This window comes from Mycolicibacterium chubuense (assembly GCF_001044255.1).
In the GTDB taxonomy this organism is placed as follows: Bacteria; Actinomycetota; Actinomycetes; order Mycobacteriales; family Mycobacteriaceae; genus Mycobacterium; species Mycobacterium chubuense.
Window position 1 is genome coordinate 1 of record NZ_JYNX01000007.1, and the last position, 12,248, is coordinate 12,248.

At 68.0% G+C, this 12,248-nt stretch carries 11 protein-coding genes; 5 read left to right on the forward strand and 6 right to left on the reverse strand.

The window, feature by feature from the left end; all coding sequences use genetic code 11:
* Positions 1-45 precede the first annotated feature (45 nt).
* From MCHUDSM44219_RS00775 to MCHUDSM44219_RS00785, 3 genes are all read right to left on the reverse strand, one after another.
* Positions 46-549 (reverse strand): methylated-DNA--[protein]-cysteine S-methyltransferase, encoded by a 504-nt coding sequence (locus MCHUDSM44219_RS00775; protein ID WP_048416320.1) that lies wholly within the window; start codon positions 547-549, stop codon positions 46-48.
* The gene (locus MCHUDSM44219_RS00780; RefSeq protein ID WP_048416343.1) at positions 549-2,033 is read right to left on the reverse strand and encodes a DNA-3-methyladenine glycosylase 2 family protein; all 1,485 of its coding nucleotides are present in this window, start codon (positions 2,031-2,033) and stop codon (positions 549-551) included. Before MCHUDSM44219_RS00780 ends, MCHUDSM44219_RS00775 begins: the two co-directional genes overlap by 1 nt.
* Positions 2,034-2,107: 74 nt before the next feature.
* Positions 2,108-3,721, reverse strand: a complete 1,614-nt coding sequence (locus MCHUDSM44219_RS00785) for an adenylate/guanylate cyclase domain-containing protein (RefSeq protein ID WP_048416321.1) — start codon at positions 3,719-3,721, stop codon at positions 2,108-2,110.
* Positions 3,722-3,766: 45 nt separating this feature from the next.
* Between MCHUDSM44219_RS00785 and nucS the strand changes: the two genes are divergently transcribed.
* Together nucS and MCHUDSM44219_RS00795 are read left to right on the forward strand one after the other, a co-directional pair.
* The gene (nucS, locus tag MCHUDSM44219_RS00790) at positions 3,767-4,429 is read left to right on the forward strand and encodes an endonuclease NucS (RefSeq protein ID WP_048416322.1); all 663 of its coding nucleotides are present in this window, start codon (positions 3,767-3,769) and stop codon (positions 4,427-4,429) included.
* Positions 4,429-4,719 carry an Rv1322 family protein gene (locus tag MCHUDSM44219_RS00795; protein WP_048416323.1) on the forward strand — a complete coding sequence of 97 codons (291 nt, stop codon included), beginning with the start codon at positions 4,429-4,431 and terminating at the stop codon, positions 4,717-4,719. Before nucS ends, MCHUDSM44219_RS00795 begins: the two co-directional genes overlap by 1 nt.
* 12 nt (positions 4,720-4,731) lie before the next feature.
* On the opposite strand, the gene mce is transcribed toward MCHUDSM44219_RS00795, so the two are convergent.
* Positions 4,732-5,205 (reverse strand): methylmalonyl-CoA epimerase, encoded by a 474-nt coding sequence (mce, locus tag MCHUDSM44219_RS00800; RefSeq protein ID WP_048416324.1) that lies wholly within the window; start codon positions 5,203-5,205, stop codon positions 4,732-4,734.
* A gap of 93 nt (positions 5,206-5,298) precedes the next feature.
* Here mce and MCHUDSM44219_RS00805 point away from each other — a divergent pair, with 93 nt between their 5' ends.
* From MCHUDSM44219_RS00805 to MCHUDSM44219_RS00815, 3 genes are all read left to right on the forward strand, one after another.
* On the forward strand, positions 5,299-6,480 hold the full coding sequence (locus tag MCHUDSM44219_RS00805) for an acetyl-CoA C-acetyltransferase (protein WP_048416325.1): 1,182 nt from the start codon (positions 5,299-5,301) through the stop codon (positions 6,478-6,480).
* 64 nt (positions 6,481-6,544) lie between these two features.
* Entirely contained in the window at positions 6,545-6,919 is a 375-nt protein-coding gene (locus MCHUDSM44219_RS00810) for a DUF3817 domain-containing protein (protein ID WP_048416326.1), read from the forward strand.
* Positions 6,920-6,932: 13 nt separating this feature from the next.
* The gene (locus MCHUDSM44219_RS00815; RefSeq protein ID WP_048416327.1) at positions 6,933-7,829 is read left to right on the forward strand and encodes a tetratricopeptide repeat protein; all 897 of its coding nucleotides are present in this window, start codon (positions 6,933-6,935) and stop codon (positions 7,827-7,829) included.
* Positions 7,830-7,842: 13 nt separating this feature from the next.
* On the opposite strand, the gene glgB is transcribed toward MCHUDSM44219_RS00815, so the two are convergent.
* The gene (gene glgB / locus MCHUDSM44219_RS00820; protein WP_048416328.1) at positions 7,843-10,062 is read right to left on the reverse strand and encodes a 1,4-alpha-glucan branching protein GlgB; all 2,220 of its coding nucleotides are present in this window, start codon (positions 10,060-10,062) and stop codon (positions 7,843-7,845) included.
* Positions 10,063-10,066: 4 nt separating this feature from the next.
* Positions 10,067-12,157 carry an alpha-1,4-glucan--maltose-1-phosphate maltosyltransferase gene (locus MCHUDSM44219_RS00825; protein WP_048416344.1) on the reverse strand — a complete coding sequence of 697 codons (2,091 nt, stop codon included), beginning with the start codon at positions 12,155-12,157 and terminating at the stop codon, positions 10,067-10,069.
* Between the last annotated feature and the right edge of the window lie 91 nt (positions 12,158-12,248).

Below are 12,248 nucleotides of genomic sequence, written 5' to 3' on the forward strand. Positions count from 1 at the left end.
CCCCCAATTCTGTTGGGGGGCACAGGCATTTGTGTATCAGGCTGCTCAGATGAAGAGCGTCGGCACGGCCGGCGCGTAGCGCTTCTCCATCCCCAACAGCAACTTCTTGCGGTCCAGTCCGCCGCCGTATCCGGTCAGACTGCCGTTGGCGCCGATCACCCTATGGCACGGCACGATGATGCCGATCGGGTTGTGCCCGTTGGCCAGTCCGACGGCGCGGGAGGCGCCGGGCGACCCGATCTGCGCGGCGATCTCCCCATACGACTGGGTCTCCCCGTACGGGATCGTCCGCAGTGCCTCCCACACCCTGCGCTGGAAATCGGTACCGACCATGTCCAGCTCGAGGTCGAAGTCGACGCGCTCGCCGCGGAAGTACTCCCCGAGTTGTGCCACCGCGTCGGCGAAGGACTCCTCATCGGGCTCCCAGCCTTCACGGCTGGGTTCATAGGTCTGGTCCACCATCCGCAGATGCTGTAACCGGTCGCCGACACCCGCCAGGGTCAGCATTCCGACGGGACTGTCCATGGTCCGATAACGCACGCTGTCCATCATCTCTCCTTCGGGGGCCATTGGTTGACGGAGTGCTCGAGGGTGGTCCAAAGATGTTGTGTCACATAGGAACGCCAGGGCCGCCAACGTTCGCTGCGGCCGGCAAGCGCTTTCGGTTCGTCCGGCAGACCGAGCTGGCGGGCGGCCACCACCACCCCGAGATCGGTCGCGGGGAACGCGTCGGGGTCGCCCAGGCCGCGCATGGCGATCATCTCGGCGGTCCACGGCCCGATGCCCGGCAGGGCCAACAACTGTGTTCGAGCGCGGTTCCAGTCGCAGCCGGAGTCGAGAATCAGCTCGCCGGTGTCGATGGCCTCGATCAAGGTCATCACCGTGCGCTGGCGTGCCTTCGGCAGCGCAAGATGGCGCAGGTCGATCTCGGCGAGATCGGCGGTGGACGGGAAGACGTGCGTCAGTCCCCCGGCAGCATCGTCGACGGGATGTCCATAAGCGGCCGCCAGACGGGCCGCGTGGGTGCGTGCCGCCGCCGTCGACACCTGCTGACCCAGCACCACGCGAATCGCGAGTTCGTGCTCGTCGACGGTGCGCGGGATACGTTGCCCCGGTGACTTGGCGATCACCGAGGCGAGTTCGGCGTCGGAGCCGAGGAATTCGACGATGGCCTCCGGGTCGGCATCGAGATCGAGCAGGCGCCGGCACCGCGCGATCGCCGCGGGGAGGTCGCGGAAGTCATCGATCGACAGCTGGCAGGTGACGTGATCCGGACGCGGAGTGAGTCCGACGATCCCGCTGCCGTGCGGCAGCCGCAGCGTGCGTCGGTAGGTCTCTCCGCGCACCTCCTCGACGCCGGGTATGCCCGTGGCCGCGAGGTGCCCGAAGACACCGTCGTAGGCGAACGGCGTCCGGACCGCCAGCCGCAGCGTCATCACTCCGCTCGTCGGCACGTCGTCGTGCGATCGTTGAAGGGCGCGCCGGCGCAATTGGGTGGGCGTCAGGTCGCAGACCGCACGGACCGTGTCGTTGAACTGCCGGATGCTGGCGAAGCCCGCGGCGAACGCCACGTCGCCGAACGGCATGTCGGTGGTCTCGATGAGCACCCGGGCCATGTGCGAGCGCTGCGCCCGGGCCAGCGCCAGCGGCGTGGCCCCGACCTCGGCCTGCATCAGCCGCTCCAGCTGGCGCACCGTATACCCGAGTCGGGCGGCCAGGCCGCTGACGCCGTCGCGGTCGACGGTGCCGTCGGCGATCAGGCGCATGGCACGCGCGACGACGTCACCACGCACATTCCATTCCGGAGACCCCGGCGACGCGTCGGGTCGGCACCGCTTGCAGGCGCGGAAGCCCTCCCGCTGCGCGGCCGCGGCGGTGGGATAGAAGCGCACGTTGCGGGCGAACGGCGGACGCACGGGGCAGCTCGGCCGGCAATAGATCTTCGTGGTCAGCACCGCGGTGACGAACCAGCCGTCGAACCGCGCGTCCTTGGCCTGGACGGCGCGGTAGCAGCGGTCGAAGTCGGTGTGCATACCGTTGACGATGTCACGGCCCACCGACCATTACTAGCGGGAAAACGACATCGCAGCAGCGGGCCGCCCGCGGCTCAATTCTGACGGACCGGCGTGGCCAGCCGTGTCGGTTCGTCGTGCCCGCGCAGCGTCACCGTGTCACCCAACCGCCAGTGCGACCGTTCGGAATCAGTTGCGCTGTCCACTGTTTCCGACGACGCCACCAGACGTGACGGCTCGTTCTTGGCCAGCTCGCAGAGTCGCGCGGCCTCGTTCACCGGTTCCCCGATCACGGTGTACTCGAAGCGTTCCCGCGCACCGACGTTACCGGCGACGACGGTACCCGCCGCCACGCCGATGCCCGCCTCGCATTCGGGCACCTCGTCGCACAGTCGCCGGGCGATCTCCCGCGCCGCGGCCAGGGCCTCGTCCTCGGGGTGATCGAGTGAGACCGGTGCGCCGAACACGGCCAGCACCGCGTCGCCCTCGAATTTGTTCACCAGGCCGTGATGCCGGTCGACCTCCTCGACGATCACGGCGAAGAACCGGTTGAGCAGTTCGACGACCTCCACCGCCGGCAGGCTGGTGACCAACTTCGTCGATCCGATGATGTCGACGAAGATGACTGCGGCATAACGCTCTTCGCCGCCCAGCTGGGGCCGCTCCTTCTCTGCCAGCAGTGCCACCTCCCGGCCCACGTGACGGCCGAACAGGTCGCGCACCCGCTCCCGCTCCCGCAGCCCGTGCACCATCGAGTTGAAGCCGCGCTGCAACTGACCCAACTCGGTCCCGTCGAACACCACGAGATCGGTATCGAAATCGCCGCGCTCCACGCGGTTGAGCGCCTCGCGCACCACCCGCACCGGGGTGACCGTCAGCCACGCCAGGATGAACATCAGGATCGCGCCGAACACGAGCGCGAACAGGGCCAGGATCATCACCGCGACGGTGAACTGCGTCGGGGTCAGGTTGCGTTGCATCAGCGTGATCGCCGCGGCCAGGAAGATGCCGACCACCGGCACACCGGAACCCAGCACCCACACCAGCATGGTGCGTCCCATCAGCCCGTCGGCGATCCGCCGCGGCGGCTTGCCGGCCTCGAGCGCCTGAGCCGCCACCGGCCGCAGCGCGAACTCGGTGAACAGATAGCAGCTCGCCGAGACGACGATGCCCGGAAAGCTCACCCCCAGCAGCCACTTCGGGATGAAGTCGGTGTCCTGCAGGCCGTAGAGCGTGGTCAGCAGCACCGTGCCCAGACCCCACAGCACCAGCAGTACGCGGGTCAGCCGCCACGGCGCCAGGAACGTGTTGCGTTGATCCTCGCGGGTGGGCGGGCGTTCCTCGATGGCCCACCGCACGTTGTTCATCACCCGTCGCGTCGCCCAGAACACCCCCACGACGAGCGCGGCCACCAGATACGCGGGAACCACGATGAACGTGATCCAGCCGACCGAGGAGTCGAACACGCTGGGGATCGGGAACGCGACCGTCACCACCAGCGTCGCGACGCCGATCCCGATCAGGTTCGCGACCACCACGAAGGTGGTGAGGATGATCTGGATGCGTACCCGGCGGCGGCGCTGACTCTCCGAGACCCGGCCGAGAATCCACGATCCGTACTCCGGGGTGCCTGCGACTCTGCCGCTCTGGTGGGTCACACGTTCGAGCACGCGACCCAGCCGCTGTGCCGCTGTCCTGTTCGCGGTCATCGTGGCGTCAGCCTAGTGACCGCAGGGGGCGTTTAAGGTGGATCGGTGCGTCTCGTGATCGCCCAGTGCACCGTCGACTACGTCGGACGCCTCACGGCGCATCTGCCGTCCGCCCGCCGTCTGCTGTTGATCAAGGCCGACGGTTCGGTCAGCGTGCATGCCGACGACCGTGCCTACAAGCCGTTGAACTGGATGAGTCCGCCCTGCTGGATGGTCGAGGACGCCGACGGCCTGTGGGTGGTGCAGAACAAGGCGGGTGAGCAACTGCGCATCACCATCGAGGCCATCGAGCACGACTCGAGTCACGAACTCGGTGTCGACCCCGGTCTGGTCAAGGACGGCGTGGAGGCGCACCTGCAGGCGCTGCTGGCTGAACACGTCGAGCTGCTCGGCGCCGGCTACACGCTGGTGCGCCGGGAGTACATGACCCCGATCGGGCCGGTGGACCTGTTGTGCCGCGACGAGCAGGGCCGCTCGGTGGCCGTGGAGATCAAGAGGCGCGGAGAGATCGACGGGGTCGAGCAGCTGACCCGCTATCTCGAGTTGCTCAACCGCGACAGCGTGCTGGCCCCCGTCGCGGGGGTCTTCGCCGCCCAGCAGATCAAGCCGCAGGCCCGCACGCTCGCTGTGGATCGCGGAATCCGCTGCCTGATCCTGGATTACGACAAGATGCGGGGCATGGACAGCGACGAGTTCCGGCTGTTCTGATGGCGAGGCGACCGGCGAGAAAGCGCCGGCAGCACGATCCGCTGCCGCTGCCGCGGCGCATCGAGACCGGACCGGACGGTGACGACTACGAGGTGCGGCCGGTGTCGGGGGCCCGGGCGGTCAAGGTGTACCGGTGCCCCGGATGCGATCACGAGATCAGGCCCGGAGTCGCCCATGTCGTGGTGTGGCGGGCCGACGCGGGGGAGTCCGGCCTCGACGACCGCCGGCACTGGCACACGCCGTGCTGGGCCAACCGCGCGACGCGGGGACCGACGCGGCGCTGGTCGTGAGGACCCGCCGGATCAGTGCGCGTCGGTGGCCGGCTCGACGAGCTCGATGAGCACGCCGCCGCCGTCCTTGGGATGGATGAAGTTGATGCGGGAGTTCGCCGTGCCGCGCCGCGGTGCGTCGTAGAGCAACCGGACGCCTTGCTCGCGCAGCCGGTCGGTCAGCGCGTCGAGGTCGCTGACGCGGTAGGCGAACTGCTGCAGACCGGGGCCGCGCTTGTCGAGGAACTTCGCGATCGTCGAATCGTCGTCGATGGGGGCCATCAGCTGCACCTGCGTGCTGCCGACCGGAGCGCCGCGGACCGTGAGCATCGCCTCGCGGATGCCCTGCTCCTCGTTGACCTCTTCGTGCAACACGATCATGCCGAGATGGTCGTGGTACCACTTGATCGCCGCGTCCAGGTCGGGCACCGCGATGCCGACGTGATCGATGGCGGTGACCAGCGCGGTGGCCAGCACAGGACGGGCGTCAGTCTGCTCGGCGGTCATAACAGCGAAGTTACCTAACAAGATCGGTTTCGAATAGATCGGTGCCGATGTATAGCCTCATGGGAGGCGCTCGAAACTCAGTTGGAGGTTGTCATGACGACGTCGGTGATCGTTGCTGGAGCTCGCACCCCGGTGGGCAAGCTGATGGGTTCGCTGAAGGATTTCTCCGGCAGCGATCTGGGCGCCGTCGCGATTGCCGGCGCCCTGGAGAAAGCCGGAGTGCCCGCTTCTGCTGTCGAGTACGTGATCATGGGCCAGGTGCTCACCGCGGGCGCTGGGCAGATGCCCGCGCGCCAGTCCGCGGTCGCAGCCGGCATCGGCTGGGACGTGCCGTCGCTGACCATCAACAAGATGTGCCTCTCGGGTATCGACGCGATCGCGTTGGCCGACCAGCTGATCCGGGCCGGTGAGTTCGAGGTGGTCGTCGCCGGCGGCCAGGAGTCCATGACGAAGGCGCCGCACCTGCTGATGAACAGCCGGTCGGGGTACAAGTACGGCGACGTCACGGTGCTCGACCACATGGCCTACGACGGTCTGCACGACGTGTTCACCGACCAGCCGATGGGCGCCCTGACCGAACAGCGCAACGACGTCGACCAGTTCACCCGCGCCGAGCAGGACGAGTTCGCGGCGAACTCGCATCAGAAGGCGGCCCGGGCCTGGAAAGACGGGGTGTTCGCCGATGAGGTCGTGCCGGTGAAGATCCCGCAGCGCAAGGGCGATCCGATCGAGTTCACCGAGGACGAGGGCATCCGCGCCGACACCACCGCCGAGTCGTTGGCCGGGCTGAAGCCGGCGTTCCGCAAGGACGGCACCATCACCGCCGGGTCGGCGTCGCAGATCTCCGACGGGGCCTGCGCGGTCGTGGTGATGAGCAAGGCGAAGGCCGAGGAGTTGGGTCTGACCTGGCTGTGCGAGATCGGCGCCCACGGCGTGGTCGCCGGCCCGGATTCCACGCTGCAGAGCCAGCCGGCCAACGCGATCAAGAAGGCCGTCGCCAAGGAGGGCATCTCGCTCGACCAGCTCGACGTCATCGAGATCAACGAGGCGTTCGCCGCTGTCGCGCTGGCGTCGACCAAGGAGCTCGGTGTGGATCCGGAGAAGGTCAACACCAACGGCGGTGCGATCGCGGTGGGCCACCCGATCGGCATGTCGGGCGCACGCATCACCCTGCACGCGGCGCTGGAACTGGCCCGACGAGGCTCTGGTTACGCGGTGGCCGCGCTGTGCGGCGCCGGCGGTCAGGGCGATGCGCTGATCCTGCGCCGGCCCTGAGCGCATCGACCTCTGGCAACGACACTCTGTAGTAGCTAGCGTGCCGCTCCGGCACAATGGGGCCATGACACGCGCATTCGACGTCCGCAACGCCGCGGCGTGGTTCCGTCTGATCGCCTTCGCCGAGGCCCTCAGCTGGATCGGACTGCTGATCGGCATGTACTTCAAGTACCTCGGCACCCCGCGTACCGAGGTCGGCGTGAAGGTTTTCGGCCCGGTGCACGGCGGGGTGTTCATCGCCTTCCTCGTCGCCGCGGTGCTCACCGGCATGGCCCTCAAGTGGGGGGTCGGCACATGGTTGCTGGCGTTGCTGGGCAGCATCGTGCCGCTGGGCAGTGTGATCTTCCTCATATGGGCTGATAGGACGGGTCGCATGGGGTCGGATCCGGTCGCTGTGACGGCTGGGCAACCGGGACGGACGGCACCCGAAACGACGTGACAGACTTGGTCACGTGACACGTCCTGGACCCCGCATCTCGCCCGCCCTGGCGGGCGCCGTCGATCTGTCAGCCCTCAAGCAGCGACCGGCCCCCTCCGGTGACGGTCCGTCCGGCGGCGCTCCGGGCGGGGTGGAGGTCACCGAGGTCAATTTCGAAGCCGAGGTGCTGGTCCGCTCCAACCAGGTGCCGGTCGTCGTGCTGCTGTGGTCGCCGCGCAGCGACTCGAGCGTGCAACTGGCGGACATCCTGTCCGGGCTCGCACAGGCCGACGCCGGGAAGTGGGCTCTGACGACCGTGAACGTCGACACCACACCGCGGGTGGCGCAGATGTTCGGCGTCCAGGCGGTTCCCACGGTGGTCGCTCTGGCCGCCGGCCAGCCGTTGTCGAGTTTCCAGGGCATGCAGCCCCCGGAGCAGTTGCGGCGCTGGGTCGATTCGCTGCTCGAGGCCACGGCCGGAAAGCTCAGTGGCGGCCAGGACGTCGAGCAGGGCGAGCTCGTCGATCCCGAGGTCGAACGGGCGCGCACGCTGCTCGACGAGGGCGACTTCGACGGGGCGCGCGCCGCCTACCAGACCATCTTGGACGCCGACCCGAATCATCCCGAAGCCAAGGGTGCCGTCCGTCAGATCGGCTTCCTGCAGCGCGCGACCACGCACCCGCAGGACGCGGTCGCGATCGCCGATGCGTCTCCCGACGACGTCGACGCCGCGCTCGCCGCCGCTGACGTCGAAGTTCTCCAGCAGAACGTCGAGGCTGCCTTCAATCGGCTCATCGCCCTGGTCAAGCGCACCGCTGGGGACGAGCGCAGTGCTGTGCGCACCCGGTTGATCGAGCTGTTCGATCTCTTCGACCCGGCCGACCCCGAGGTCATCGCCGGACGCCGCAACCTCGCGAACGCGCTCTACTGACCCGCGGGGCCGACTAGGTCTGCTCCGGCTCGAACCACAGCGCGGCCAGCGGCGGCAACACCATCACCGCCGAGGCCGGACGTCCGTGCCAGGGCTCGTCGGTCGCCTCGACGGCGCCGTAGTTGCCGATCCCCGACCCGTGGTAGGTGTCGCTGTCGGTGTTGAGCACCTCCCGCCACGTGCCGGCGTGCGGCAGGCCCAACCGGTAGCTGCTGTGCTCAGAGCCGGAGAAGTTGAACACGCAGGCCATCATCGACCCGTCGTCGCCGAACCGCAGGAAGCTCAGCACATTGTTGGCCGAGTCGTTGGCGTCGATCCAGGAGTAGCCCTCGGGCTTGGTGTCCCGCGACCACAGCGCCCGCCTGTCCCGGTAGATGCTGTTGGCGTCGGTCATCATCCGCAGGATGCCGTCCGAGAAGCCCTGCTCGTCGAGCTGGAACCAGTCGACGCCGCGTTCCTCGGACCATTCGGCGCGCTGGCCGAATTCCTGGCCCATGAACAGCAGCTGCTTGCCCGGATGTGCCCACTGGTAGGCCAACAGACTCCGGATGCCGGCCGCCTTCATGTGGTCGTTGCCCGGCATGCGGCCCCACAGCGTTCCCTTGCCGTGCACCACCTCGTCATGGCTGATCGGCAGCACGAAGTTCTCGCTGAACGCGTACAGCAGCGAGAACGTCAGCTCGTGGTGGTGGTAGCTGCGGTGGATCGGATCGCGCTTGATGAACTCCAGCGTGTCGTTCATCCAGCCCATGTTCCATTTCATCGAAAAGCCGAGTCCGCCAAGGTTCGTCGGCCGGGTGACGCCCGGCCACGAGGTGGACTCCTCGGCGATCGTCACGATGCCCGGATTGATCTTGTGGACGGTGGCGTTCATCTCCTGCAGGAACTGCACCGCCTCCAGGTTCTCCCGCCCGCCGTAGATGTTCGGCGTCCAGCCGCCCTCGGGACGGGAGTAATCGAGATAGAGCATCGAGGCGACGGCGTCCACCCGCAGCCCGTCGATGTGGTACTCCTGCAGCCAGTACAGCGCGTTGGCGACCAGGAAGTTGCGCACCTCCGAGCGGCCGAAGTCGAAAACGTAAGTACCCCAGTCCAATTGCTCACCGCGGCGGGGGTCGCCGTGCTCGTAGAGCGCGGTGCCGTCGAATCGGCCCAGCGCCCATGCGTCCTTGGGGAAGTGCGCGGGGACCCAGTCCACGATCACGCCGATGCCCGCCTGGTGCAGCGCGTCGACGAGGTAGCGGAACTCGTCGGGGGTCCCGAACCGGGAGGACGGGGCGTAGTACGAGGTGACCTGGTAGCCCCAGGATCCGCCGAACGGATGCTCGGCGACGGGCAGCATCTCGACGTGGGTGAAGCCGTGCTCGACGACGTATTCCGTGAGCTGCTCGGCGAGTTCGGTGTAGCTCAACCCCGGCCGCCACGACCCCAGGTGCACCTCATAGGTGCTCATCGGCTCGAAGACCGGGTTGCGCAGCGCACGGCCGGACATCCACTCCTCGTCAGACCAGGTGTAGTCGCTGACGAACACCCGTGACGCGGTCTGCGGAGGCACCTCGGTGGCGAACGCCATCGGGTCGGCACGCTCGGTGACGGCGCCGTCCGCGCCGTGCACACGGAACTTGTAGAGGCCGCCCTCGGGGAAGTTGGGCCAGAACAGTTCCCACACACCCGTCGAGCCCAGCACCCGCATCTGGGCTTCGTTACCCCAGTGGTTGAAGTCGCCGATCACGCTGACGCCCTTGGCGTTCGGCGCCCACACCGCGAACGACACGCCCTCGACGACGCCGTCGGGCGTGGTGAAACTGCGCGGATGGGCGCCGAGGATCTCCCACAGCCGCTCGTGGCGCCCCTCGGAGAACAGGTGCAGGTCGATCTCGCCCAGCGTCGGCAGGAACCGGTAGGGGTCGGCCACGGTGTGGACGAAGCCGGACTCCTCGCCGGAGTAGTCCACCTCCAGCCGATAGTCGATCAGGTCGGTGAACGGGACCGCGACAGCGAATACGCCGGCCTCGATGTGCTGCAACGGGTACCGCACACCGCCGATCTGGGCGGCGACCTCGACCGCGTGCGGGCGGTACGCCCGGATGACGGTGTGGTCGTCGTACTCGTGGGCGCCGAGCACCGAATGCGGATCGTGGTGCTCGCCGTCGAGCAGTCGGTTCAGATCCGCGGTGTGCGGCCGCAGGTGCGGGCTGTCGATCTGTTTGGTCAGGTTCGACGCTTTCGCCATGTCGTCACTCCCTACGCAGTAGGTTCATTCGTTGGTCGGCCGGGATCTGGGGCATGTTGAGCACGTGCGCCACCGCACGGGCGGGTTCCAGGCGCACGTAGTTGCTCTGGCCCCACTGGTATTCCTCTCCGGTGATCTCGTCGCGCACCCAGAAACGCTCTGGGGTGTCCATTCCCACTGCGGCCATGTCCAACCACACCGTGCCCTCTTCGGCCCCGAACGGGTTGAGGGTCACGACGACGAGCACCTGGTCGCCGGAGATCGGATCGAACTTGCTGTAGGCGAGCAGCGCGTCGTTGTCGACGTGGTGGAACGTGATCGTCCGGGTCTGCTGCAGTGCGGGATGCAGCCGTCGGATCTCGTTCAGGCGGGTCAGGAACGGCTCGAGGGATTCGCCGTCGGCCAGGGCGGCGTCGAAGTCGCGCGGACGCAGTTCGTACTTCTCGGAATTCAGGTACTCCTCGCTGCCCTCCCGCACCGCACGGTGTTCGAACAGCTCGAAACCGGAGTACACGCCCCACGTCGGGCTCAGCGTTGCCGCCAACGCGGCCCGGATCGCGAACATGCCCGGCCCGCCGTGCTGCAGGCTCTCGTGCAGGATGTCGGGGGTGTTGGGCCACAGGCTCTGCCGGGCGTAGTCGGCGTGTTCGGCGATCTGGCGACCGAACTCGGTGATCTCCCACTTGGCGGTACGCCAGGTGAAGTACGTGTAGGACTGCGTGAACCCGAGCTTCGCGAGCCCGAACAGTCGGGCCGGCCGGGTGAACGCCTCGGACAGGAAGAGCACGTCCGGATCGGTGTTCTTGGCCTCGCCGATCAGCCAGGCCCAGAAGTTCGGTGGCTTGGTGTGCGGGTTGTCGACCCGAAACACCTTGACCCCGTGCGAAATCCAGAAACGGACGACCCGCAGCACCTCTTCGTACAGCCCGGCCGGGTCGTTGTCGAAGTTGAGCGGATAGATGTCCTGGTACTTCTTGGGCGGATTCTCCGCGTAGGCGATCGTGCCGTCCGGCAGCACGGTGAACCACTCCGGGTGCGCACGTGCCCACGGGTGGTCGGGCGCGCACTGCAGCGCCAGGTCGAGGGCGACTTCGAGGCCCTCGTCGCGGGCGGCCGCGACGAAATCGTCGAAGTCCTCGATCGTGCCCAGATCGGGGTGGACGGCGTCGTGGCCGCCCTCGTCGCTGCCGATCGCCCAGGGCGAGCCGACGTCGTGCGGGCCGGCGGTGACGCTGTTGTTGCGGCCCTTGCGGTGCACCTTTCCGATGGGGTGGATGGGCGGCAGGTAGGCGATGTCGAAGCCCATCCGCGCGATCCGCGGCAGCGCCTTGGTCGCCGTCGCGAACGTTCCGTGCACCGGGTTGCCGGAGCTGTCCCAGCCGCCGGTGGACCGGGGGAAGAATTCGTACCAGGAGCTGAACCGGGCCAGGGGCCGGTCCACCCAGATGCCGTACACCTCACCGCGGGTGATCAGTTCCCGCAGCGGGTACTGGTCGACGAGTTCGGTGACTTCCGGGGACAGCGCCGCACCCGCCCGATAGAACGGGTCGCCGGGGGTGCGCAGCCGCTCGGCGGCCTCGATCAGCGGGTAGCGATCCTGGCGGGGCACGCCCGCCGACGCCCGCTCCAGCAGTTTCGCCCCCACCAGGAGGTCGTTGGACAGCTCGCCTTCGCTCTGGCCCGCGTCGAGCTTGGCGATCACGTGGTGGCGCCACGTCGCGATCGGGTCGCTCCAGCCGTCGACGCGGTAGGTCCACAGCCCGACGGTGTCGGGAGAGAACTGGCCGTGGAAGACGTCGGGGGTGCGGCCCGTCGCCATCGGCAGCGTCATCGGCCGGGTCCGCGGGGCCGGGCTCACGACCTCCTGGATCGGCACGGCCTCGGTGGTGCGCACCCGGCCGGCCGGTTCGTCGGCCAGCGCCGGATAGGTGGTTCCGTGGTAGCGCACGACCAGCGTGGCCGCGACCGCGTCGTGGCCCTCCCGCCACACCGTCGCGCTCACCGGAACCACCTCGCCGACCACCGCCTTGGCGGGGAACCGACCTCCGGACACCACGGGCTGGACGTCGTCGATTTCGATCCGACCGGTGGTCACGTGAGAACTCCCTATCGCTTCGCACTCGACAGGCGGCGGCCGCCGCCCGTCGTCGTTGTCGGTCTCGTTCACAACTCGGTTGTGCAACCTC